This is a genomic window from Kitasatospora sp. NPDC001547 (assembly GCF_042894165.1).
GTDB lineage: Bacteria > Actinomycetota > Actinomycetes > Streptomycetales > Streptomycetaceae > Kitasatospora.
On record NZ_JBIAVL010000002.1, the window covers coordinates 663,638 to 687,731 of the forward strand.

17 protein-coding genes are annotated in these 24,094 nt (G+C 74.7%); 9 read left to right on the forward strand and 8 right to left on the reverse strand.

All coding sequences use genetic code 11. The annotated features are described in order from the left end of the window. Positions 1-44: 44 nt before the first annotated feature. Both ACFY0X_RS05745 and soxR read right to left on the reverse strand, forming a co-directional pair. On the reverse strand, positions 45-968 hold the full coding sequence (locus ACFY0X_RS05745; protein WP_387749196.1) for a phosphotransferase family protein: 924 nt from the start codon (positions 966-968) through the stop codon (positions 45-47). 44 nt (positions 969-1,012) lie between these two features. After that, positions 1,013-1,561: a redox-sensitive transcriptional activator SoxR gene (gene soxR / locus ACFY0X_RS05750; RefSeq protein ID WP_387749199.1), complete on the reverse strand. Its 549-nt coding sequence runs from the start codon at positions 1,559-1,561 to the stop codon at positions 1,013-1,015. Positions 1,562-1,618: 57 nt separating this feature from the next. Here soxR and ACFY0X_RS05755 point away from each other — a divergent pair, with 57 nt between their 5' ends. Together ACFY0X_RS05755 and ACFY0X_RS05760 are read left to right on the forward strand one after the other, a co-directional pair. Continuing rightward, complete coding sequence (locus ACFY0X_RS05755; protein ID WP_387749201.1) at positions 1,619-2,335, forward strand: transketolase; 717 nt, start codon at positions 1,619-1,621, stop codon at positions 2,333-2,335. Between the two features lie 58 nt (positions 2,336-2,393). Continuing rightward, entirely contained in the window at positions 2,394-3,287 is an 894-nt protein-coding gene (locus tag ACFY0X_RS05760; protein ID WP_387749203.1) for a transketolase family protein, read from the forward strand. Positions 3,288-3,361: 74 nt separating this feature from the next. Here ACFY0X_RS05760 and treZ read toward each other — a convergent pair whose 3' ends face one another. The 3 genes from treZ to glgX form a co-directional block, all read right to left on the reverse strand. Continuing rightward, positions 3,362-5,098: a malto-oligosyltrehalose trehalohydrolase gene (treZ, locus tag ACFY0X_RS05765; protein ID WP_387749206.1), complete on the reverse strand. Its 1,737-nt coding sequence runs from the start codon at positions 5,096-5,098 to the stop codon at positions 3,362-3,364. After that, positions 5,098-7,533 carry a malto-oligosyltrehalose synthase gene (gene treY / locus ACFY0X_RS05770; RefSeq protein WP_387749209.1) on the reverse strand — a complete coding sequence of 812 codons (2,436 nt, stop codon included), beginning with the start codon at positions 7,531-7,533 and terminating at the stop codon, positions 5,098-5,100. Before treY ends, treZ begins: the two co-directional genes overlap by 1 nt. Before the next feature lie 104 nt (positions 7,534-7,637). Beyond that, positions 7,638-9,830 carry a glycogen debranching protein GlgX gene (glgX, locus tag ACFY0X_RS05775; protein WP_387749212.1) on the reverse strand — a complete coding sequence of 731 codons (2,193 nt, stop codon included), beginning with the start codon at positions 9,828-9,830 and terminating at the stop codon, positions 7,638-7,640. Between the two features lie 399 nt (positions 9,831-10,229). On the opposite strand from glgX, the gene ACFY0X_RS05780 reads away from it, so the two are divergent. The 3 genes from ACFY0X_RS05780 to ACFY0X_RS05790 all read left to right on the forward strand — a co-directional run bounded on the left by ACFY0X_RS05780 (position 10,230) and on the right by ACFY0X_RS05790 (position 13,055). After that, a complete protein-coding gene (locus ACFY0X_RS05780; protein WP_387749215.1) occupies positions 10,230-11,504 on the forward strand; it encodes an SAV2148 family HEPN domain-containing protein in 1,275 nt (424 codons plus the stop codon). 352 nt (positions 11,505-11,856) lie between these two features. Beyond that, positions 11,857-12,558, forward strand: coding sequence for an exonuclease domain-containing protein (locus tag ACFY0X_RS05785; RefSeq protein ID WP_387749218.1), 702 nt, complete (start codon positions 11,857-11,859; stop codon positions 12,556-12,558). Next, on the forward strand, positions 12,555-13,055 hold the full coding sequence (locus ACFY0X_RS05790) for a GNAT family N-acetyltransferase (protein ID WP_387749221.1): 501 nt from the start codon (positions 12,555-12,557) through the stop codon (positions 13,053-13,055). Before ACFY0X_RS05785 ends, ACFY0X_RS05790 begins: the two co-directional genes overlap by 4 nt. A 63-nt stretch (positions 13,056-13,118) precedes the next feature. On the opposite strand, the gene ACFY0X_RS05795 is transcribed toward ACFY0X_RS05790, so the two are convergent. The 3 genes from ACFY0X_RS05795 to ACFY0X_RS05805 form a co-directional block, all read right to left on the reverse strand. Next, the gene (locus ACFY0X_RS05795) at positions 13,119-14,162 is read right to left on the reverse strand and encodes a polysaccharide deacetylase family protein (protein ID WP_387749224.1); all 1,044 of its coding nucleotides are present in this window, start codon (positions 14,160-14,162) and stop codon (positions 13,119-13,121) included. A gap of 173 nt (positions 14,163-14,335) precedes the next feature. After that, the gene (locus ACFY0X_RS05800; protein WP_387749227.1) at positions 14,336-15,229 is read right to left on the reverse strand and encodes a phosphotransferase enzyme family protein; all 894 of its coding nucleotides are present in this window, start codon (positions 15,227-15,229) and stop codon (positions 14,336-14,338) included. A gap of 143 nt (positions 15,230-15,372) precedes the next feature. Continuing rightward, positions 15,373-17,616 carry an MMPL family transporter gene (locus ACFY0X_RS05805; protein ID WP_387749320.1) on the reverse strand — a complete coding sequence of 748 codons (2,244 nt, stop codon included), beginning with the start codon at positions 17,614-17,616 and terminating at the stop codon, positions 15,373-15,375. Positions 17,617-18,186: 570 nt separating this feature from the next. On the opposite strand from ACFY0X_RS05805, the gene ACFY0X_RS05810 reads away from it, so the two are divergent. The 4 genes from ACFY0X_RS05810 (at position 18,187) to ACFY0X_RS05825 (ending at position 23,902) form a co-directional block, all read left to right on the forward strand. Continuing rightward, on the forward strand, positions 18,187-20,382 hold the full coding sequence (locus tag ACFY0X_RS05810; protein WP_387749230.1) for an MMPL family transporter: 2,196 nt from the start codon (positions 18,187-18,189) through the stop codon (positions 20,380-20,382). Positions 20,383-20,679: 297 nt separating this feature from the next. Beyond that, positions 20,680-20,886 carry a cold-shock protein gene (locus ACFY0X_RS05815; protein ID WP_049657493.1) on the forward strand — a complete coding sequence of 69 codons (207 nt, stop codon included), beginning with the start codon at positions 20,680-20,682 and terminating at the stop codon, positions 20,884-20,886. 156 nt (positions 20,887-21,042) lie between these two features. After that, a complete protein-coding gene (locus ACFY0X_RS05820) occupies positions 21,043-22,737 on the forward strand; it encodes a DEAD/DEAH box helicase (RefSeq protein WP_387749234.1) in 1,695 nt (564 codons plus the stop codon). A 403-nt stretch (positions 22,738-23,140) separates the two neighbouring features. After that, positions 23,141-23,902 carry a ricin-type beta-trefoil lectin domain protein gene (locus ACFY0X_RS05825; RefSeq protein ID WP_387749237.1) on the forward strand — a complete coding sequence of 254 codons (762 nt, stop codon included), beginning with the start codon at positions 23,141-23,143 and terminating at the stop codon, positions 23,900-23,902. Positions 23,903-24,094: the final 192 nt, after the last annotated feature.

The following is a 24,094-nucleotide window of genomic DNA, read 5'->3' on the forward strand; positions in this document are numbered from 1 at the left end:
AGCGGTTCCGACGGTTCCGCCCGGGCGCGAACCGTCGGCCGCCCCTAGAGTGCCCCGAACCACTCCTCGGCGAGGGCGTCCAGCGTCCGCGCCGAGGGCTTCAACTCCCGCAGGTACCAGGGCAGGTGGCTGTACACGTGGAGCAGGGTGTACGCCAGCAGCAGCCGGGGCTCGAAGCGGCGCCCGTAGGCGTCCAGCAGCCGTCCCAGTAGCCGGGGGTCGGCCCGGGTGGTGAAGAGGCCGACGGCGACCAGGTCGTAGGCCGGGTCGCCGATCATCGCGGGCTCGAAGTCGATCAGGCCGGTCAGGCGCCAGCCGTCGGCCGGGTCGGTGAGCAGGTGCTCGCGCATGAACTCGGTGTGCAGCAGGGCGCGCCCGGGGGCGGCGGGCAGCGGGGCGGCGGCGAGGAAGTCGGGGATCTGCTCCAACCAGTGCTCGGCCAGCCCGCGTTCGCGCTGGCGGGCCACCGCGCCGGCCCGCTGGCGGGCCAGGAAGGCCGGCCAGTCGCCGGGGCCGAGGGTGTCGGCGAGCGGCTCGGGGTCGAGGGCGTGCAGGGCGGCGAGGGCCTCGCCGCAGTCGCGGGCGATCCGTTCGCGGTCGCCCTGCGGGACGCGCGGCCAGGCCGGGGCGAGGCCCTCGCCGGGCATGCGGGACATCAGGACGTACCGCCAGCCGTTGGCGTCCTCGCCGGCCGCCCGGACGGCCGGGGTGGGGATCGGCAGGGCGCCGTCCAGCCGGGTGAGCACCCGCTCCTCGACGACGCCGTCCCGGGCACTGGCCGCCGGGAACAGCTTGAGGACGTGCTCCGCGCCGACCGCGTACACCGGGACGGAGCCCTCCGCGAAGCGCTCCAACGGCAGGCCCCCGACGCCCAGTCGGGCGCAGAGCGCCTCGGCGCCGGGGCGCATCACCGTCTCGTCGGGGACGACCGCGTCCCATTCCTCGTCCGTCAGCACCAGGGGCAGCATGGCGGCACGCTAACCAGGCGGGCGGACCCGGCGCAAAGGGGTTCTCAGTACCCGTCCGGGCAGGTCCCGAACGGGTCGGCGGCCGCCGACAGCGGCTCCGGCCCGCCGTCCGGGTCGCGGGTGAGCAGGTAGCGGGCGCCGGGGCCGGCCTCGCCCGCGCGGTCGGCGGCGTTGTAGAGGGCGCAGCGGGAGAGCGAGAGGCAGCCGCAGCCGATGCAGCCGGTGAGCTTCTCCTTGAGCCGCTGCAGTTCGGCGATCTGGTCGTCGACCCGGTTCTGCCAGGACTCGGCCACCCGGTCCCACTCGGCGCGGCTGGGGGCCGGGCGGTCGGGCAGCCGGTCCAGGGCGACCTTCGCCTCGTCCAGCGAGAGGCCGACCCGCTGGGCGGCGCGGACGAAGGCGATCCGGCGCAGCGTGGCGCGGGTGTAGCGGCGCTGGCCGCCGGAGGTGCGGGTGGCGTGGATCAGGCCGAGGCTCTCGTAGTAGCGCAGCGCGGAGGCGGCGAGGCCGCTGCGGTCGGCGAGTTGGCCGATGGTGAGCAGGTCGCTGTGGTGCGGGCCGGTGGTGCGGCGGCCATCGGGGCGGTCGGTCATGGAAGCCCACTGTAGCCGCTTGACCTCAAGTCGGCTTTAAGTTGCACGATCGTTGCCATGACGACGAACGCGACCGCCAAGACCGCGACCGGCACCCGCTTCGAGGACCTGCCCGCCCTGATGAGCCTGATGACCGGGGACGAGAAGCACGGCCCCGCCGCCACCTCCACCCTGGACGCGCTCTGGGTGCTGTACGACCGGGTGCTGCGGGTGGCCCCGGAGAGCGCCGACGCGCAGGACCGCGACCGCTTCCTGCTGTCCAAGGGCCATGGCCCGATGGCGTACTACGCCGTGCTGGCGGCCAAGGGCTTCGTCGACCCGGAGGTGCTGCCGAGCTTCGGCGGCTACGACTCGCCGCTCGGCCACCACCCGGACCGCACCCTGGTCCGCGGCGTGGAGATCGCCTCCGGGTCGCTCGGGCACGGCCTGCCGCTGGCCGTCGGCACCGCGCTCGGGCTGCGGGCGCAGGGCCTGGCCGACCCGGCGGTCTGGGTGCTGGTCGGCGACGCGGAGTTCGACGAGGGCTCCAACGCCGAGGCGGTGGCCTTCGCCGGGGCCTACGGACTGGACCGGCTGCACGCGGTGGTGATCGACAACTCCTCGGCCACCCACGGCTGGCAGGGCGGCATCGCCCGGCGGTTCGCGGCCGAGGGCTGGTCGACCGCGACGGTGGACGGCCGCGACCACGAGGCGCTGTACCGCGCGTACACCGCGGAGCACCCGGGCCGCCCGCACGTGGTGGTCGCCCGGGTCGAGCCCAAGGGACCGCACTGAGCCGGCGCGTCATGCCCGAGCACGCCACCCGACCGAGCCCCCGAGAGGAACTCCACCGATGGACACCATGCGCGACCGCTTCGTGGACCTGACCACCCGCCTGCTGGACGAGGACCCCCGGCTGGCCCTGGTGCTCGCCGACATCACCGCGGCCGCCTTCACCCCGGCGCAGCAGCGCCACCCCGACCGGGTGGTCAACGTCGGCATCCGCGAGCAGCTGCTGATCGGCGCCGCCGGCGGCCTGGCGCTCACCGGGATGCGCCCGATCGCCCACACCTTCGCCAGCTTCCTGATCGAGCGGCCCTTCGAGCAGGTCAAGCTGGACCTGGTCCACCAGGGCGTCGGCGCCGTGCTGGTGAGCGCGGCGGGCTCGTACGACTGGCCGGCCGGCGGCCGCACCCACATGTCCCCGGGCGACGTCGCCCTGCTGGACACCCTGCCGGACTGGACGGTCCACGTCCCCGGCCACCCGGACGAGGCGGAGCAGCTGCTGCGCCACGCCTACGCGGACGGCGACCGCAACGTGTACGTCCGGCTCTCGGCGCACCAGAACGCCGCCCCGGTGCCGGTCGAGCCGGGCCGCTTCACCACCGTCCGGAAGGGCTCGCGCGGCGCGGTGCTCGCCGTCGGGCCGATGCTGGACGCGGTGCTCGCGGCCACCGAGGGCCTGGACGTCACCGTGCTGTACGCGGCGACGGTGCGCCCCTTCGACGGCGCCGGGCTGCGCGCGGCGCTCGGTGACCGGGCGGACGTGGTGCTGGTCGAGCCGTACCTGGCGGGCACCTCCGCCAACGAGGCGCACGCGGCGCTGGCCGACCGCGCGCACCGGGTGCTGGGCCTGGGCGTGCCGCGCGAGGAGCACCGGCACTACGGCTCGATCGGGGAGCACCTGGCGGCCTACGGCCTGGACGCGCCGTCGCTCCGGGAGCGGATCGGCACCTTCCTCTGGTGAGCCCGGCGGGTGAGCCGGCCGGCCGGTCAGCGCGCCGGCCCGCCGACCCGCCGGCCCGTCCGTACGAGGGCCGGTCAGCCCGTCAGCACGACGGCCACCGCGTCCGCCGCCAGCCGCACCGCCGTCCCCTCCAGCGCCGCCGCGCCGAAGGCCGCCACCACCTCGCGCCCGGCGGCCCCCAGCGGGAGCGCGGCCTCGTCCGGCCCGAGGTTGACGGCGATCCGGTACGGCCCGCGGTGCACCACCAGCCGGCCCGCCGCCTCGTCGAACGTCACCCGCACCGCGCCGAGGTCCGGGTCGGACAGCTCCGGGCGCTCGCGCCGCAAGCGGATCAACGTCCGGTACCAGCTGAGCAGTTCGCTGTGCGGGGCGCGCCGGAGCTCGGTCCAGTCGAGGACCGAGCGCAGCACGGTGGCGGGCTCCTGCGGGTCGGGGACGGCCTCGGCGGTCCAGCCGTGCTCGGCGAACTCCCGCCGCCGGCCCTGCCGGACGGCCTCGGCGAGGCCGGGGTCGGTGTGGTCGGTGAAGTACTGCCAGGGGGTGGCGGCGCCCCACTCCTCGCCCATGAAGAGCATCGGGGTGAACGGCGAGGTGAGCACCAGCGCGGCGCCGCAGGCGAGCCGGCCGGGGGTGAGGCTGGTGGAGACGCGGTCCCCGAGCGCCCGGTTGCCGACCTGGTCGTGGGTCTGGAGGTAGCCGAGCAGCCGGTGGCCGTCGCCGAGCGGGGTGAACGGGCGGCCGTGGCGGCGGCCGCGGAAGGAGGACCAGGTGCCGTCGTGGAAGAACCCCCGGGTGAGCGTCTTGGCGAGGGCGGCGAGCGGCGCGCGCGCGAAGTCCCCGTAGTAGCCGTGGGATTCGCCGGTGAGCGCGCAGTGCAGGGCGTGGTGGAAGTCGTCGCTCCACTGCGCGGTGAGGCCCAGACCGCCGGCCTCGGGCGGGGCGGTGGTGGCGGGGGTGTTGAGGTCGGACTCGGCGACCAGGAACAGCGGCCGGTTGGTGGCGACCGCCAGCTTCCGCACCTCGCCGGACAGTTCCTCCAGGAAGTGGACCGCCCGGTCGTCGGCGAGGGAGTGCACGGCGTCCAGCCGCAGCCCGTCGATCCGGTAGTCGCGCAGCCAGGCCAGGGCGCTGCCGACCAGGTAGGCGCGCACCTCGTCCGAGCCGGGCGCGTCCAGGTTGACCGCCGAGCCCCACGGGGTGTGGTGCCGGTCGGTGAAGTACGGGCCGTACGCGGGAAGGTGGTTGCCGGACGGGCCGAGGTGGTTGTGGACGACGTCGAGCACCACCCCGAGGCCCTTGCGGTGCGCGGCGTCCACGAAGCGCTTGAGCCCCTCGGGGCCGCCGTAGGGCTCGTGAACGGCCCAGGGCGAGACGCCGTCGTAGCCCCAGCCGTGCCGGCCGGGGAACGGGCAGACCGGCATCAGTTCCACGAAGTCCACGCCCAACTCGACCAGGTGGTCCAGGCGTTCGGCGGCGGCGTCGAAGGTGCCGCGGGCGGTGAAGGTGCCCACGTGCAGCTCGTAGAGCACCGCGCCGGGCAGCGCCCGGCCGCGCCAGCCGGTGCGCGACCAGCGGAACGCGGCGTGGTCCACGGTACGGCTGGGCCCGTCCGGGCCGTGCGGCTGCCGGGCCGAGCGCGGGTCGGGCAGCGGCGGGCCGTCGTCCAGCCGGAAGGCGTAGTCGCCGGCCGGGGCCTCGCCGGACCACCAGCCGTCCCGGTCCGGGCAGCGGGCCAACTCGTGCGCCGTGCCGTCGACTTCGACCCGCACCCGGGAGCCGGCGCTGGGCGCCCACACCTGGTAGAGCGGCATCAGGCCCTCCTCGTCAGCAGTGCCACCGGCAGCGCCGTCAGCAGCTCCGCCACCGGCACCGCGCCCGCCGGGAGGCTCCGCCCGGTGAGCTCGTCCGTCCACGGCCCGCCCGCCGGCAGCTCCAGCGCCGTGTCGCGCCAGCCGCCCGCCCGCTCCAGCCCGTACGGCAGCCGGGTGACGGCGGTGACCACGTCCTCGCCCCGGGCGAAGGCCAGCAGGTGGTCGGCGGCGGGGCCCGCGGCGGGCAGCGGCCGGTACGGGCCGAGCGGCCGGTCGCGGCGCAGGTGCAGCGCGGTGGTGGTGAGGTGCAGCTTCTCCCGGGGGAGGTCGCCGGGGCGCGGCGCGGCCGCGTCGGTGAGCCGCACGGCGAGCGCGCCGAGGTCCACCACGCCCCGGTTGTCCGGGTCCACCAGGGTGTACAGCGGCTCCTCGCTGCCCTGGTAGAGGTCCGGCACGCCCGGCACGGTGAGGTGCAGCAGCGCCGCGGCCAGGGTGTTGGCCCGGGCGTACGGGGCCAGGGCGTGCACCGCGCCCTCGATCCGGGGGAGCAGCCCGGGATTGCCGTGGACGGAGCGGGCCCGCTGCTCCAGGGCCCGCTCGTAGCGCGGGTCGGAGGCGGTCCACGAGGTGCGCAGCTTGGCCTCGCGGGCGGCCTTGAGCAGGGCGGTGACCAGCCGGTCCGGGTCGATCGGCCAGGCGGCGACCAGGGTGTGCCAGAGCAGCCAGTCGGCGTCCGGGTCGAAGCCGGGGCCCGCGGCGGTGGTCCAGGCGGCGGCCTCGGCGGCCCAGGCGTCCGGCCGCTCGGCGAGCACGGCGAGCCGGGCCCGGGCGTCGGCGCTGCGCTTGGTGTCGTGGGTGGAGAGCACCGTCATGCTGTGCGGCCAGGTGCGCTCCAGGTAGCGGCACCAGTCGTGGAACTCCTCCGGGTGGACCCCGGGCCGGGCCGGCTCGCCGCCGACCTCGTTGAGGCCGGGCAGCGCGTTCCAGCGGTAGAAGGCGGTGTCCTCGACGCCCTTGGCGGCCACCGCGGCGGCGGTCTGGGCGAAGCGCGCGCAGAACTCGTCCTTGTCCGCGCCGCGGCCCAGCTCGCCGAGCGCGAGCGCGGCCACCAGCCGGTCGGTCGGGTCGGTGGAGCCGTCCAGGGCGGCCCGCAGCTGCGCCGCGGTGGCCGCCGAGGGGGGCTCGCCGGGCCGGGCGTACGGCCGGTACGCCGGGTAGCCGGTGAGCAGCCGGCCGAGCGCGGCGCGCAGCTGCCCGGGGGCGTGGTCGGCGTGCGCGGGCTCGGCGGCGCCGATCCGCAGCGCGATCCGCACCAGCCGCTCGACCTCGGCGGCGAGTTCGCCGTCCGGGCCGGTCATGTCGGCCCGCCCGCGCCGGGCCTCGGCGATCGCGGGGTGCGGGTCCGCGCAGAGGTCCCGGACCGGGCCGCCGTGCCGGAAGGACTCGTACGCCCCGGCCAGCCGGCAGGCGCCCGCGTGGTCGGTGAGCACGCCGTCGATGCGGCGCAGCGCGTCGTAGCCGGTGGTGCCGGCCACCGGCCAGTCCTCGGGCAGCCGCTCCTCGCCGGTGAGGATCTTCTCGACGACGACGTACGCCCCGCCGGTGGCGTCGGCGAGGCGCCGCAGGTAGCCGCGCGGGTCGGCCAGCCCGTCCGGGTGGTCGATCCGGAAGCCGTCCAGGACGCCGTCGGCGTGCAGCCCGAGCAGCACGGCGTGGGTGGCGGCGAACACCTCCGGGTCCTCGGCGCGCAGCGCGATCAGCTCGTTGACGGTGAAGAAGCGCCGGTAGTTGAGTTCGGTGCGGGCCAGCCGCCACCAGGCCAGCCGGTACCACTGGCGGGCCAGCAGCCCGGGCAGCGGCAGCTCCTCGGTGCCGGGGCGCAGCGGCAGCTCGTGCTCGTGGTAGCGCAGGGTGTCGCCGTCCACGGTGAGCTGGTCCAGGACGGCGCCGAGCCGGTCGCCGAGGAGCGGCAGCAGCACCCGGCCGCGCCCGGGGGCGTCGGCGGGGCCCGGCTGGGCGGTCCAGTCGATGTCGAACCAGCGGGCGTACGGCGAGTCGGGCCCGTCGCGCAGTACCTGCCACAGCGGCCGGTTGAGGCGTTCGGGGGCGGGCACGGCCATGTGGTTGGGCACCACGTCGGCGATCAGCCGCAGGCCGTGGCGGTGCGCGGCCGCGGCCAGCTCGCGCAGCGCCGGCTCGCCGCCGAGCTGCTCGCTGATCCGGGTGTGGTCGACGGTGTCGTAGCCGTGGGTGGAGCCGGGGACGGCCTCCAGCAGCGGGGACAGGTGCAGGTGGGAGACGCCGAGGGCGGCCAGGTAGGGGACGGCGGCGGTGGCGTCGTGGAGGGTGAAGCCGGGCTGGAGCTGGAGACGGTACGACGACGAGGGGACGGTGGCGGCCGGGCGGGGCTGCGCGGGCTCGGCGGCGGGGGTCATAGCTCCATAGGTACCCGGGGGAGCCCTCCGCCAAGACCCGCTGCTGACCCGAACAGGTGACCGCCCCGGCCGTCCGGCGGGCCCGCGCCGCCTCCGGGCGGCGGCTAGGCGGGCCGTTGCAGCACCATCAGCGAGCGGTCGGTGAGCCACAGGGCGTCCCCGGCCTTGACCCGGGCTCCGGTGCCCGGGGCGGGCAGCCGGGGCCGGGCGGTGTCGACCACGACCTGCCACTCCTTCCCGTGGTCGGCGGGCACGGTGAACTCCAGCGGCTCGAAGTGGGCGTTGAACATCAGCAGGAAGGAGTCGTCGACGATCCGCCCGCCGCGCCGGTCCGGTTCGGAGATCGCGTAGCCGTTGAGGAAGACGGTCAGCGACTTGGCGTAGCTGGCGCCCCAGTTGTGCTTGGTCATCTCCTCCCCGCCCGGGGTGAACCAGGCGATGTCGGTGAGGTCGTCGAACCCGCCGGCGGCCGGCCCGCCCGGGCCCTGCGCGCCCGTACCGCCCTGGCCCCGGCCCTGCGCGGCCGCACCCGGCCGCCCGGACACCGGCCGGCCGTGGAAGAAGCGCCGCCGCCGGAACACCGGGTGGTCGCGGCGCAGCCAGATCATCCCCTGGGTGAACTCCAGCAGCCGCGCCTGCGGCCCGTCGCCCTCCGGCCAGTGCACCCAGGTCAGCTCGTTGTCCTGGCAGTAGGCGTTGTTGTTGCCCAGCTGGGTGCGGCCGAGCTCGTCGCCGTGCGAGAGCATCGGCACGCCCTGGGAGAGCATCAGGGTGGCGATGAAGTTCCGCTGCTGGCGCTCCCGCAGCTCCTCGACGGCCGGGTCCTCGGCGGGGCCCTCGACACCGCAGTTCCAGGAGCGGTTGAAGGACTCGCCGTCCCGGTTGTCCTCGCCGTTGGCCTCGTTGTGCTTCTCGTTGTACGAGACCAGGTCGCGCAGGGTGAAACCGTCGTGGCAGGTCACGAAGTTGATCGAGGCGATCGGGCGGCGGCCGTCGTCCTGGTAGAGGTCGGAGGAGCCGGTGAGCCGGGAGCCGAACTCGGCGAGGGTGGCGTTCTCCCCGCGCCACAGGTCGCGCACGGTGTCCCGGTACATGCCGTTCCACTCCGTCCACAGCGGCGGGAAGTTGCCCACCTGGTAGCCGCCCTCGCCGAGGTCCCAGGGCTCGGCGATCAGCTTGGCCTGGGAGACCACCGGGTCCTGCTGGACCAGGTCGAAGAACGAGGAGAGCCGGTCCACCTCGTGGAACTGCCGGGCGAGGGTGGCGGCGAGGTCGAAGCGGAAGCCGTCCACGTGCATCTCGGTGACCCAGTAGCGCAGCGAGTCCATGATCAGCTGGAGCACGTGCGGGCTGCGCATCAGCAGGCTGTTGCCGGTGCCGGTGGTGTCCTCGTAGAAGCGCTGGTCCCGGGCGAGGCGGTAGTAGGACACGTTGTCCAGGCCGCGCAGCGACAGCGTCGGCCCCAGGTGGTTGCCCTCGGCGGTGTGGTTGTAGACGACGTCCAGGATCACCTCGATCCCGGCCGCGTGCAGCGCCTTGACCATGGACTTGAACTCCTGCACCTGCTGGCCGCGGTCGCCGGTGGAGGAGTAGGAGGAGTGCGGGGCGAAGAAGCCGATGGTGTTGTAGCCCCAGTAGTTGGCCAGCCCCAGGTCCCGCAGCCGGTGGTCGCGGACGAACTGGTGCACCGGCATCAGCTCGATCGCGGTGACGCCGAGCTTGGCCAGGTGCTCGATCACCGCCGGGTGGGCCAGGCCCGCGTACGTGCCGCGGATCTCCTCCGGGATGCCCGGGTGCAGCCGGGTCAGGCCCTTGACGTGGGCCTCGTAGATGACGGTGCGGTGGTAGTCGGTGCGCGGCGGGCGGTCGGTGCCCCAGTCGAAGTACGGGTTGATCACCACCGAGTGCATGGTGTGCGGGGCGGAGTCCAGGTCGTTGCGGCGCTCGGGGGCGCCGAAGTGGTAGCCGTAGACCGACTCGTCCCAGTCGATGTGACCGCTCATCGCCTTGGCGTACGGGTCCAGCAGCAGTTTGGCGCTGTTGTGCCGCTGGCCCAGGCCCGGGTTGTACGGGCCGTGCACGCGGAAGCCGTAGCGCTGGCCGGGCTGGACACCCGGGAGGTAGGCGTGCCGGACGAAGGCGTCCGTCTCGCGCAGCTCGACGGCCGTCTCCGAGCCGTCCTCGGCGATCAGGCACAGCTCGATCCGGTCGGCGCTCTCGGAGAACACCGCGAAGTTGGTGCCGGCCCCGTCGTAGGTGGCGCCGAGCGGGTAGGGCGTTCCGGGCCAGACCTGCATGACTCCTCAACTTCCTTACTGCCGACGGAAACTGACGTGTGGTCCGACAGTCGGCCCGACCGTCTGCCCGGACCCGGACGCTCTCCTGCCCGGCCGGGCGGCCGGGCATGTGCGTGACCGCGCGCCGTGACGCAGGGCACAGCCGCCGTGACACGCGGCACAGGGCATACTCCCCGAGCCCTTCCCCGGCGGCCGGGACATCCGGCCCCGGTTGGTCCGAACGAGTACCGGCGGGCATTCGTGTGAAAAACGCCGCCGGTGCCGCCGCGGGGCCCCGGACATCCGGCTGCGACCGCCTCTCGGCGGGCAGTACCCTTGATCGTCCGGGCGCCCGGTCCGGGCCGACAGACAGCCAACGCTCCCCGCGCCCGCGGGGGTCAGCCGCAGACGAGGTGGCGCATGGTGTTTCCCGCAGGCGGCCGTGGCTCCGGGCCGGGCGGCCGCGACCGGGGCGGTGTCCGCAGCGAGGCGCCCACGGTGGTCATGCGCCCCACCCTGACCGGCCGCGCGCTGGTGCCCGCCCAGAGCGGCCCGGTCGAGATACCCGCGCTGGCCTGGTCCGCCGGCGAGTGGGAGGACGCCTACCAGCGGGTCCGGCTGTCCGGCCGCGCCTACGTCTGGCTCAACCTGGTCGAACAGCGGCTGCGCGCCCTCGTCGACGAGGTGCTGCACCCGATCTACGCCCCCGCCCACGGCGAGGACTGGGTCACCGCCGCCGCCGGGCCGGCCGGCGAGGAGTGGGCGCACCGGGCCGGAGCCGTGCGCGAGGTCAGCCGCCGCAAGGGCTACCTGCTCGACCCGGCCGACGACGACCCGCTGGTCTTCCTCACCTTGCCCCAGCTGCGCGAGCTGATGGTGCAGCACTGGCCCTGCTTCGAGCCGTACCTGGCCGACCGGCGCGAGATCGAGCTGGCGCTGGACGAGCTGGAGGTGGCCCGGCACGTGGTCTCCCGCAACCGGGCGCTCACCCAGACCGTGCTGGCCCAGACCGAGCGGGCCGCCGCCCGGCTGCTGGCCGTCCTGGACGGCGGCGCCGGCGGGGTGCCCGCCGACGTGGTCGAGTCCCTGGTGGCCGGCCGGTACGCGGACGTCGTCGCGGTGCACGCCGACCGGGTCCGGCTCCAGCGCGACCTGCCGGTCGAGGACCTGCTGGACGGCGCCCGGCGCCTCGACGCGCTCGGCATCGGCCTCGGCATGCTCTGCCAGAACTACACCGGCAAACGCCTGGTGCACCTGGCCGGCGAGGGCTGCCGGGTGCGGCTGCTCTTCCTCAACCCGGCGAGCAGCGCCGTGCGCCGCCGGGAACGGGAACTCGGTCTGGGACGCGGCGAGTTGTCGCGCTCCATCGAGATGAACATCATGCACGTGCGGCGGGTCCGGGCCCGGCTGCGGGACCAGGGCGGCTTCGAGATCCGGGTCTTCGACGAGACCCCGCGCTTCACCGCCTACCTGGTCGAGGGCCCCCGCACCCCGGGCCAGGCGGGCGGCCGCCGGCAGAGTCGCGACCTCGGCGTCGTCCAGCCCTACCTGCGCCGCGCCCGCGGCATGGAGTCCCCGGCGCTGGTGCTGCGCGGCGGCGCCGGGCAGCAGCCCGGCGGCACCGAGCCCGGCCTGCTGGAGGTCTACCGCGAGGAGTTCGAGGGCGTCTGGGGCGACTCCCGCCCGGTGTCCTGAGGTCGACGCGCCTGGCGTACTGAGGCGACTCCCGCCCGGTGTCCTGGGCCGACGCGCCTGGCGTCCTGGGGCCGACCCGCGCGTTGCCGCCGCCGCCCTGCCCGGCCGCCGCACCCTGGCCGCCCCGGCGGCGGCGCGGTAGCGTGCCCGCTGTCGAGCCGGCGGCCAACCCGGCTGCGCACCACCGGCGTTGACACCGCCCGGCGGGCCGTCCCGGCCTCCTGCCCGGCGGCCCCGACGGCCCTCCCGGATAGCCGCCGAGCCCCTGGCCGGGCTCCCCGCGGGCCGCTCTGTCGGTGGGCCGGGTGATGATAGGGGCTGTTTTCGAGAGAAGGACGGAAGGACACACCTGATGAGCTGGTGGCAGCAGCCACTGGTCGGCTTCGACCTGGAGACCACGGGCACCGACCCGGCCGTGGACCGCATCGTCACGGCCGCCCTCGTGGACACCGTCGGAGCCGCCCGGGTGGGAGCCGCCCACTGGCTGATCGACCCCGGGGTGCCGATACCCGCCGAGGCGGAGGCGATCCACGGGATCGGGGACGCGGTGGCGCGGAGCAAGGGCAGGCCGGCGAAGGAGGCGGTGGACGAGATAGCCGCCGCGCTGTGCGAACGGATCGCCGCCGGGCGGCCGGTGGTGGCGTTCAACGCGCCGTTCGACCTGTCGCTGCTCGACGCCGAGCTGAGGAGGCACGGGCTGGAGACGCTCGCCGAGCGCCTGGGCCGGCCGGTCGGGCCGGTGCTGGACGCGCTGGTGATCGACCGGGCCGTGGACAAGTACCGCAAGGGCTCGCGCACCCTCCAGAGGGTCTGCGAGCTGTACGGGGTGGAGCTGACGGACGCCCACGAGGCGGGCAGCGACGCGCTGGCCGCCGTCCGGGTCGCCGTCGCGCTGGCCGACCGCTACCCGGCCGAGGTCGGCGCGGTGGCCCCCGCCGAGTTGCACCGGCGGCAGGTCGACTGGTACCGGCAGTGGGCCGAGGGCCTCCAGGCCTGGCTGCGCCGCGGCAAGGACCCGCAGGCCGTGGTCGACCCGCGCTGGCCCGCCCGGTGAAGGTACGCCCGGCCCGCCCGGCGGACCTGCCCGGCTTCCTCGCCCTCGCCGCCGAGGTCGAGCACTGGTTCGGCCCGATGGTCGCCGAACCGGGCTTCCACCGCGCGGTGGCGAACAGCGTCGACCGCGGCCTGGCCACCGTCGCCGAGAGCGCCAAGAGCGGCGAGGACGGCGAGGACGGCGTGGACGCCGCGGGGCTGCTCGGCGGCCTGCTGTTCGGGGTGGGCGGCCCGGGGCCCCACTACCTGCACTGGCTGGTCGTCGCCGGGCACGCCCGGGGCACCGGCGTCGGCCGGGCCCTGGTCGAGGACGTCCTGCGCCGCCACGTCCGGAGCCCGGCCGTCGTCGAGGTGGTGACCTTCGGCCCGGACCACCCGGGCGCGGTGGCGAGCGGCGCCCGGGTCTTCTACGAGCGGCTGGGCTTCGCCCCGGCCGAGGCCGCCGCCCCCGGCCCGGAGGGCGGCTCCCGGCAGGTCTACCGGCTCGTCCTGACCTGACCTGATCGGACCTGCCCCGACCGGCCCGGCGGACGCCGGGAGGCCGGTCGTGCCGGCGGGCGGCTACGCCGCCGGGAAGTCGAAGGTGTACCCCTGGGCGACCAGCCAGGGCAGCAGCTGCCTGAGCGCGGCCACGGTCTGGCTCCGGTCGCCGCCCCCGTCGTGCATCAGGACCACGCCGCCGGGCCTGAGCTGCTTCTGCACGGCCGAGACGATGGCCGGCACTCCGGGGCGCGCCCAGTCGCGCGGATCGACGGACCAGCCGAGCGAGGACATCCCGAGGCTCGCGGTGATCTGCTCGTTGTCGGCGTTGAAGCCGCCGCCCGGGGCGCGGAACCAGCGGACCTCGGTGCCGGGGCCGCCCGACTGGACGATCATGTTCCGGGCGGCGGTGATCTCGTACCCGGCCTTGTCGTGCGGGAGCTTCGCGAACGGCTGGGGGTGGTGGACGCTGTGGTCGCAGAGCCGGTGCCCGGCGGCCAGGACGCGCCTGACCATGGCCGGGTCGGCGGCGGCGTTCTGACCGATCTGGCAGAACGTCGCCTTGGCGTGGTACCGGGCCAGCAGGTCGAGGACCTGGCCGGTGGCTGGCCCGGGGCCGTCGTCGAAGGTGAGCGCGACGGTGCGGCCGCCGGAGGCGGTGGAGCCGATCACGGTGCCCGCCCCGGGGTGCGGCGGCGGCGCCGCGGGCGTGGACGGGGCGGCGGTGGGCGCGGTCGAGGTGTTCGAGGTGGCCGGCGTGCCGGGAGCGGTGGGCGCGGGGGAGGCCGTGGCCGCGGACGGGCTCGGCGTCGGCCTGGGCGGCGCCGCCGAGGTGGAGGGGGCGGCCGGGGAGCCCGCGCCGCCCGGCGGCACGGCGTCCGGCGGCACGGCGTCCGAGCCGGGAACCGGCGCGACGGTGGTCGCCGCCGTCCCGCTCGGCCGGGCGGCGGCCGGTGACGGCGTCCCGGACGGCGCGGCCGCGCTCGGCGACCGGAGCGCCCCGTCCGCCGTCCCGCACGCGGCCAGCCCCAGGGCGGCGACCACCGCGACCGTGCCCGCGAACAGCCGGCGCCGGGATCGGGACGATCGGGTCGGGGCGCAGGGGCGGCGGGCGGTCCGGTGCATGGCGGCGGCTCCTGAGGTACGAGTGCGGTGCCGATCTCTCGGATCAGGATGACTGTCCGACAGGACGCCGATCGTACGTTCGCCGGTTGCGGGCCGGACCGGCCCGCCGTAGGAGCCTTCTCACACGTCCCCCGGTGGCGGCCCGGCGCCGCCGCGGGTAACGGGGAGGGCCGTCAGAACGGGTACCAGCGCACCTCGGTCGCCCCGTCCCGCAGCGAGTCGACCCGGCGCCGGAACTCCTTCAGCGCGGCCGGGTTGCTGGCCGCCTGCTGCGCCACCCAGGAGGCGCTGGCGGTCTCCCGGGCGCCGCGCAGCACCGTGAAGCCGGGCCACTCGCGCACGTCCCAGCCGTACGCCTCGGTGAACGCGCGGTACTCCTCGACGGGCACGCCGTACCGGTCCTGGCTGAGCGCGAGGACCACCAGGTCGTGCTCGCGCAGGTCGTTCGCCATGAACTCCAGGTCGAGCAGCACCGGCCCGTCCGGGCCGACGTGGACGTTGCGCGGCAGCGCGTCGCCGTGGATCACCCCGGAGTGCAGCTGCGGGACGAGGTCGGGCAGCGCGGCCGCGAAGGCGTCCCGGCGGTGGCGCAGGAAGGCGACGTCCGCCGGGTCGACGTGGCCCTCGGCGGAGTCCAGCCAGCGCTCGACCGGGGCCAGCAGGTCGCGTCGGCCGAGCGTGAAGGGCGGCAGCGGTAGCCGGTGCAGGGCGCGCAGCAACGGGGCGAGGTCGACCGGGCGGGCGGGCCGGACGGCGGGCGCCAGCCGCCGCCAGAAGGTGACCGGGTGGCCGTCGGCGAGCTGCGGCTCGGGCGCCACCGCGGCGTACGGGCGGACCACCGGCACGTCCTGTCCGGCCAGCCAGTGGGCGAGGGCCAGCTCGCGGTGCGCCCGGTCGTACAGCTCGGGGCCGCGGCCGACCTTGGCGACCACGGCCGGGTCGCCGAGGTCGAAGACGGCGTTCTCGCCGAGCGCGAGCAGTGCGGCCCCGTCGGGGGCGGCCAGCCCGGCCGACGCGCAGGCCCGGGCGAGCAGCAGCCGGGCGCGGCCCTCGTCGAAGGGGATCATGACTGGGATTCCGTTCCGCCGACGTTCATCCGGGGGACTCCGGACGGTGATCATCATGACGCACGGACGCCGGGCCCCGCGCGCTGCGGGGCCCGGCGCCGGGCGGGTCGCCCAGGTGACGCGTCGGACGGTCGGGGAGGGCCTCAGACCCCGGCCCGGCGGTGCCGCGCCCCCCGCGCCCCCTCCGCCGTCCCGGCGGGCGCAGCGGGCGGGGCCTGGTCGGCGCCGACCGGCGGGAGGGACCCGCCGTGCGAGAGGTCCGGCAGCCGGTCCAGCCAGCGCGGCAGGTACCAGTTGCGGTCGCCCAGCAGGGTCATCACCGAGGGCAGCAGCACCGCGCGGATCACCGTGGCGTCGATCAGCACCGCGACCGCCAGGCCCACCCCCACCTGCTTCATCACCTGCATGGACAGCGAGCCGAAGACCGAGAACACCCCCACCATGATCACCGCGGCGCTGGTGACCACCCCGGCCGTGGAGCGGATGCCGTGGGCGACCGCGTCCCTGGTCGGCAGGCCGCGGTCGTGTGCCTCCTTGATCCGGGAGACCACGAAGACGTGGTAGTCCATCGAGAGCCCGAAGAGGATCACGAACAGGAACAGCGGCACCCAGGACTCCACCGCGCCGACCCCGGCGGTGCCCAGCAGCGAGGCGCCCATGCCGTGCTGGAAGACCAGCGTCAGCGCCCCGTACGCGGCGCCCACCGAGAGCAGGTTGAGCACCACGGCGGTGGCCGCGACGACCGGCGAGCGGAACGAGGCGAGCATCAGCAGGAAGGCGAGGACGACGACGAAGCCGAAGACCAGCGGCATCGAGTCGGTCATCCTCCGGTTGAAGTCGTACGAGGCGGCGGTCTGGCCGGCGACCGGGGCCTCGGTGCCGGGCACCTTGAGCACGGTGGCGGGCAGCAGGTCCTCGCGCAGGCTCCTCAGGGCCTCGTTGCTGGTGGCGTCGTTGCCGGTGCCGTTGAGCGGGATGTCGACGGTGGCCACGTTCCGCTCGGAGTGCACGGTGACCGCGACCGGGCCGTGCATCCGGCCGCCGGCCAGCGCCCTGGCCTTGAGCTCGGCGATCGCGGCGGTCATCGCGGGGGAGTCGATGTCGGCGGCCTTGATCACCACGGTGGCGGGGGCGGGGCTGCCGGGGAAGGCGGCCTCGATCCGCTGCGAGGCGGCGACCAGCGCGTTGCCCTCCGGCAGCTGCTGCTGGAAGGTCAGCTTGGCGGTGTGCATGGTGAGCAGCGGCGCGGCCAGGGCCAGCAGGAAGGCGCCGGCGAGCAGGGTGGCGGCCAGCGGGCGGCGCAGCACCGGGGTCAGCACCGCGTTCCAGAACCGTCCGCCGTCCTGGGCGGCCTGCGGGCGGCGCAGCCTGGCGAGGAGCGGGACCCGGCCCTTCTCGACCCGGTCGCCGAGCATCGACAGCAGCGCGGGCAGCACGGTGAGCGAGCCGAGCACGGCGGTGATCACGACCACGATGGTGGCGAAGGCCATCGCCTCGAAGGTGGCGATGCCGGTGAGGAACATGCCGGCCATGGCGACCACCACGGTGATGCCGGAGACCAGCACGGCCCGTCCGCTGGTGGCGGCGGCCACGGCCAGCGCGGTGGCCGCGTCGCGTCCGGCGGCCCGCTCCTCCCGTTCGCGGCGCAGGTAGAAGAGGCAGTAGTCGACGCCGACGGCGAGGCCGACCAGCAGCATCACCGAGCCGGCGTCGCCACTGGTGTGCAGGAAGCCGCTGCAGAGGGCGACCAGTCCGGCGGCGGCGAGGAAGGCGGTGAGCGCGAGCACCACCGGCAGCACGGCGGCGACCAGCGCGCCGAAGGCGACCAGCAGGATGCCGAGGGCGAGCGGCACGGCCGTCCACTCGGCGCGGGCGAAGTCGTCGCCGAGCTGGTCCTGCATCCACTTGCCGGAGCTGGCGTCGCCGAGTTGGACCACGGTCAGGTCGGGGTGCTGCCGCTGCACGCCGGCCACCGCGTCCAGCACCGGCTGGACGCGGTCCGGCGCGGTCGCGGGGTCGCCCTTGAGCGTCAGCGTCACCAGGACGGAGTGGCCGTCCGCGGAGACCGCCCCGGTGTCGTACGGCGAGCGGACCTCGGCGGCCTCGCCGGTGCCGTCCACGGCGGCGATCACCCGGCCGACGGCGGTGCGGAACTCCGGGTCGTCGGCGACCCGGGTGACGCTCTGGACCAGGACGGTCTCCCCGGCCGGGCTCTTCAGCCCGGCCTCGTCGAGGATCCGCGCGGCCCGAGAGACCTGGCCGGGGACCTGCTCGGCGTCGGTGATCCTGGTGCTGCCGTGCAGGGTCCCGAGCGCGGCGGTCAGGACGACGAAGAGCAGCCAGCCGAACACGGCGGTCCTGCGGTGCCGGGCGCTCCAGGCACCCATCGTGGCCGCCAGGCCGGGTCTGGGCTTCACGGGCTTCACGCTGGTTCTTCCCCCCCTGGGAGATCGGCGGTCGTCGCCGGACGGGAGCGGCAGCCGCCCTGGGTGGGGGCGGCCGCCGGTTGCGGTGCGCCGGGTGCGGTCCGGCGTCCCGGTCGACAGTAGGGAAGCGGTTCCTGACGGGTAATCCGGCTGGCGGGTGGCCGTCTCCTGGTGCTCTCCTCGGGGCCGGGGTGGGGTTTTCCCTACCCCGTGACCCCGAGATCTCCTCCTAGGGGGTAGGGGGTGCGCCTCCACCCTGAGGGGGAGAAGTCTCCACCCGGAGCACGAGGTCAACGGGGGTGCGCCCGGGGGAGACTGGGCCGGGGCCGCTTCGTGGCGGCCCGACGGGGGTTGAACACACGGGGGCTCCTTGCCGGGCGGCAAGCAAGTACTCGTAGGATGATGCCCCAGATCCACTTACCTGCCGACCGGCAAGGGAGTGCCCGCGGGCATTCCCCGAGCCGGTCCTGCCGTCGCCCAGCGTCCCGTCCCCCAAGGGCTGCGGTGAACCATGCCCAGGAGGCATCGAGCATGTTCCACCGACTAGGACAATTCGTCGTTCGCCGTGCGTGGTGGGTGATCGCCGCATGGGTCGTCGCGATGATCGCCATCGTCGCGTCGGCTCCGAAGATCACCTCGCAGACCGACGAAGCCGCGTTCCTGCCCAAGCACTACGAATCCATCCAGGCGGCGCAGCTCCAGGAGCAGGCGTTCCCGGCCAGCTTCACCCCGTCCGCGCTGGCACTCTTCGAGCGCAATGACGGCGGCGCGCTGAACGACGCCGACAAGACGGCGATGGCCAAGATCGTCCAGGGTCTCACGGACAAGAAGATCGAGGCGGTCGAGAAGATCATCCCGGTCGGCGAGCAGACCACCTCCAAGGACGGCAAGTACGCGCTCGCCCCGATTGCCATCGACAAGTCCAAGCAGCAGGACCCCAAGGCGTTCGGCGACGTCGCCAAGCACCTCCGCGAGGAGGGCAAGGCGCTCGCTGAAGGCACCGACGTCAAGTTCCAGCTCGGCGGCGCCGCCGCCCAGTCACTGGACCAGCAGGAGGCCTCCGGCTCGGCCGACGCCCTCATCGCGATGGCGACGATCGTCCTGGTCGCGATCATCGTCGGGCTCATCTTCCGCAGCATCCTGGCCGGCATCCTGCCGCTCCTGGTCTCGCTCGTGGTCGCCATGCCGACCTCCAACGGCCTGATCAACCACGCCACCAAGGCCTTCGGCCTCGAAACGACTCCGATCCTCTCGGCGATCCTGATCGTCGTCGTGCTCGGCGTCGGCACGGACTACTTCCTCTTCCTGGCGTTCCGCTACCGCGAGCGGCTGCGGGCAGGGGACGACCGCAAGGAGGCCGTGGCCAACGCGGTCGGTCGGGTCGGCGAGGCGATCGCCTCCGCGGCGGGTGCGGTCACCGTCGCGTTCGCCGTACTGGTCCTCTCCAGCCTGGGCATGTTCAAGGCCCTCGGCCCCGCGCTGGCCATCGCCGTGGTGGTCACCGCCTTCGCCTCGCTCACTCTGGCCCCCGCCCTGCTCGCCGTCATCCCGGCCCGTGCCGTGTTCTGGCCCGGCAAGAAGTGGATGCGGGAGCCGAACGACGCGCGCTTCGCCGCGCTCGGCCGGATGGTGCACAAGCGCCCCGCGGCGGTGGCCCTCGCGTCCGGTGGCGTGCTGCTGGCGCTGTCCGCCGGCGCCCTGGGCTACAACGGCACCTTCGACCTGGCGGGCAGCTCCATGCCCAAGGAGAAGGAGTCGATGGTCGTCCAGGACAAGATGATCAACGGCTTCTCCGCCGGTGCGGCCGACCCGACCCACGTCTTCCTGACCAACACCGGCGGCGCCAAGCTCGACCCGGGCGCGTTCGAGCCCTACGCCGCCAAGCTCGGCGCGGTGTCCGGAGTGGCCCAGGCAGCGCCGAAGCCCCAGCTCAGCGCGGACGGCGTGACGGCCGACTTCACCGTCATGCTCACCCACAAGCCGGACAGCAACGAGGCGATCGACACCCTCACGCAGCTCCGCGAGGTCGCGCACGGCCAGGCACCGGCCGGGACCGAGGCGAAGGTCGGCGGCCTGACCGCCGTCTACAAGGACATCAACCTCGCGATGACCCACGACTACAAGCTGGTCTTCCCGATCGCGGGTCTGCTGATCCTGCTCATCCTCGGCCTGCAGCTGCGAAGCGTCGTCGCCCCCTGGTACCTGATGGCTTCGGTCGGCCTCGGCTTCACCGCCACCCTCGGTGCCGCCACACTGCTCTTCCAGAACCTCGGCGGCGAGACCGGCCTGATGTTCATGCTGCCGATTCTCATCTACCTCTTCGTAGTGGCGATCGGCACGGACTACAACATCCTGATCATCGCCCGCCTCCGGGAGGAGGCCCGAGAGGGCCGCAGCCCGCGTGAGGCGGCGCGCGAGGCGCTGCGCCACGGCGGCCCGACCGTCGCGGCGGCCGGCTTCATCCTGGCGGCGTCCTTCGCGACCTTCATGCTCGCGGGCAACGTCTTCATGCTGGAGTTCGGCTTCGCGATGGCCTTCGGCATCATCCTGGCGGCCTTCGTGATGGCGATGTTCTTCACCCCGGCGCTCACCGCGCTGATCGGTAACAAGGCCTGGTGGCCCGGCCACGCGGACAGCCCCCGTCACGGCCACGGCGGCGGCCGCGGCGAGGGCCCGGCCCCGCTGTCCGGCGCCCACGGGGTGCCGGAGCCGGCCGGCCGGCGCTGACCCGACCGGGTCGGTACGAACAGGCGGCGCCCCGCTTCGGCGGGGCGCCGCCTGCCCGTTTTGCGGAGCCGCCAAACGTGATCTACGGGGCGGGAAAATCCCCGGTCAACCGGGGTGGCGCCGTGCTACAGTCGAAGCAGTTGCAGTTTTGGTTCCCATGAACGTGGTGTGCGCCTGCTGGTTCCAACCGCCAGGCGCATTTGTTTTGTCCGGTGTTTCAGTCTCCGGATGGGGATCGCGGCTACTTGGGGGTCCACGAGGTGTGGATCCCTGATGCCCCAGTTAGAGGAGACGGTTATGGCTACCGGCACCGTGAAGTGGTTCAACAGCGAAAAGGGCTTCGGCTTCATCGAGCAGGACGGTGGCGGCGCTGACGTGTTCGCCCACTACTCGAACATCGTGGCTCAGGGCTTCCGTGAGCTGTTCGAGGGCCAGAAGGTCGAGTTCGACGTGACCCAGGGCCAGAAGGGCCCGCAGGCCGAGAACATCCAGATCATCGGCTGACGTCAGCTCCAGCTGACTCGCGATCATCGCGAAGCGGGGGCCCGCACCGCAAGGTGCGGGCCCCCGCTCATGCCGCCGTACGGCCGGGGCGGCGCACCTCTCCCGACGGCCGACCCAGCCCGGGTCCCGGGCTGTAGACCGACGGACGGAGATCCCGTGACCACCCCTGCCCGCCCGCCGCGCGACCGCGGCCCCCGCACCACCGACCAGTCCCGCCGCACCGGCCAGGCCGGCCGCACCGCCGCCGGCGGCGACCGCCCGCGCAAGACCCGCAGCCGCGCCGGCGCCCCCCAGCAGAACCGCCCTGCCGCCGTCCCCGAGGCCACCGACTTCACCGTGGTCCAGGGCACCCCGGCCCGGCCCCCGGCGGAGTCCTTCGGCGAGCTCGAACTGCCCAAGGCGATCCTCTCCGCGCTGACCCGTGAGGGCGTCACCGCGCCGTTCCCGATCCAGGCCGCCACGTTGCCCGACTCGATCGCCGGGCGCGACGTGCTCGGCCGCGGCCGCACCGGCTCCGGCAAGACCCTGGCCTTCGGCCTGCCGCTGCTGGCCCGTACCGCCGGTCGCCGCGCCGACGCCCGCCACCCGCTGGCGCTCGTCCTGGTGCCGACCCGCGAGCTGGCCCAGCAGGTCACCGAGGCGCTCACCCCGTACGCCACCGCCGTCAACCTGCGGATCACCACCGTCGTCGGCGGCATGTCGATCAACCGGCAGGCCAACGCCGTGCGCCGCGGCACCGAGGTGCTGGTGGCCACTCCCGGCCGGCTGGACGACCTGATCGGGCGCGGCGACGTCAACCTGTCCGACGTCGCGATCACGGTTCTCGACGAGGCCGACCAGATGGCCGACATGGGCTTCCTGCCGCAGGTCAGCAAGCTGCTGGAGCAGGTCGCCGAGGGCGGGCAGCGGATGCTGTTCTCCGCCACCCTGGACCGCAACGTCGACCGGCTGGTCAAGCGCTTCCTGACCGACCCGGTCACCCACTCGGTCGACCCCTCGGCCGGTGCGGTCACCACCATGGACCACCACGTCCTCCAGCTGGAGGCGGCCGACAAGGCCTCCGCCACCGCGCACATCGCCTCCCGCGACGGCCGCGTGATCATGTTCGTGCACACCAAGCACGGCGCCGACCGGCTGGCCAAGCAGCTGCTCGCCAACGGCGTGAAGGCCGCCGCCCTGCACGGCGGCAAGTCCCAGCCGCAGCGCAACCGGGTCCTGGACCAGTTCCGGGACAGCCACGTCACCGCGCTGATCGCCACCAACGTCGCCGCCCGCGGCATCCACATCGACGGCCTGGACCTGGTCGTCAACGTCGACCCGCCGATCGACCACAAGGACTACCTGCACCGCGGCGGCCGCACCGCCCGGGCCGGCGAGTCCGGGACGGTCGTCACCCTGGTGCTGCCCGAGCAGCGCCGCGAGGTCAACCGGCTGATGACGGTGGCCGGCATCCGCCCGACCGTCACCAAGGTCCGCCCGGGCGACGCCGACCTGGCCCGGATCACCGGTGCCCGCACGCCCAGCGGCGTCCCGGTGACGCTGGCCGTGCCGGTCCCCGCGGACCAGGGCGCGTCCGGCGCGGCCCAGGCCGGTGCCGACAAGCCCGCCGGGGCCAGGTCCGGCGCCCCGCGCCGCCGGCCCGGCAAGCGCTCCGGGCTGCCCACCGACGTCGACATGAACGGCAACCCGCGCCGCCCCCGCCCCAAGCAGCGCCTGGGCGCCGCCGCCCAGGGCGAGCGCCCGCAGGCGGCCGGGTTCATCGGCCGCTCCTCGGGGCGCGCCAAGCCCGGCAGCGGCTCCAAGTCCGGCTCCAACTACGGCACCGGCCGCCAGCGCCGCAAGGCGGACTGACGCCCCCGCGCACCGGCGACGGCCCGGCTCCCCCTCGGACGGGGGAGCCGGGCCGCGCCCGTTCCGGCCGGACCGGCCCGCCGGGTCACATCGCCATGGGCGTCGGCGCGGGTTCCGTCCCCGCCGGAGCCGGCCGGAGCCGGAGCCGGAGCGGGGGCGGGGGCCGGGCCGCATGCGATCCGGCCGGATCGGCCGTGCGTCCGGCCTGCCGGGGTCGTTCCGGGGCCCTGCCGGACACGTTCCGTGCGTGGACGGTCGAGTGGCGTGATCTTCACCCCGCCCGTTGACCGTGGACATGTCCTGCCCGAAGCTTTCGCGCGGCCCACATGAAGATCGCATTATCACCACGATTGCTTCACGTGTGGGTCGCCCGGTTCACCCTCCCCGGAAGGACACCCCCCCCGTGCGTCGTACCGCAGCCCTGTTCGCCACCGCCCTGCTCGCCGGAGCCGCGGCCCTCACCGCACCCGCCTCGGCCGGAGCCGCCGAGAGCACGACCCGGAACTCGACCGTCCCGGGCCCGGGGGGTGTCGGGAGCTGTACCGTCGACGACACCACCGCCAGCCCCGTCGGCACCTGTACGGGCATCGACCCGAACCAGACCTGGCGCGTCGTGGTCGACTGCAACGGCTACGACTGGACCCGCTACATGCCCATCTACGAGGTGTCGCCGGGCAACTGGGTGGCCGGCAACGTCAGCGGCAGCACCTTCTGCCGCTACCCGCTGATGCCGGGGAAGGGCTACATCCAGTTCGGGCCGGCGGTTCCGGCGGGGCCGGTGGGTCAGATCACCGGGATCGCGGGCAAGTGCCTGGACGTGCGGGGCGGCAGCTCGGCGAACGGGACGCAGACGCAGATCTGGGACTGCCTGGGCAACGTCAACCAGACCTGGAAGGTCGCCGTCGACGGCACGGTGCGGGCGGTCGGGAACTGCCTGGACGTCGAGGGCGGTCGGACCGGCAACGGGACGCTGGTGCGCACCTGGGAGTGCAACGGCAGCGGTGCGCAGAAGTGGCAGGCCCGTGCGGACGGCTCGCTGGTGAACCCGCAGTCGGGCCGCTGCCTGGACGTGCGGGACGTGTCCAGCGCGAACGGCGCGGTGCTGCAGATCTGGGACTGCTTCGGCGCCTCCGCCGCCAACCAGAAGTGGAACCTCCCGGTCTGACCCGCCCCACCCCCAGCGGCGGGGGGGGGGCCCCCCCCCCCCCCCCCGCCCCCCCCCCCGGGGCCCCCCCCGCCCCGCGCGCCCCCCGCCCCCCCCCCCGACCGAGGGGGGAACGGATGATCGGGGACCTGCTGCCGGACGTCGTGGTGACCGAGGTGGCCTACGACGACCCGCCGGAGGCCCGGCTGGAGC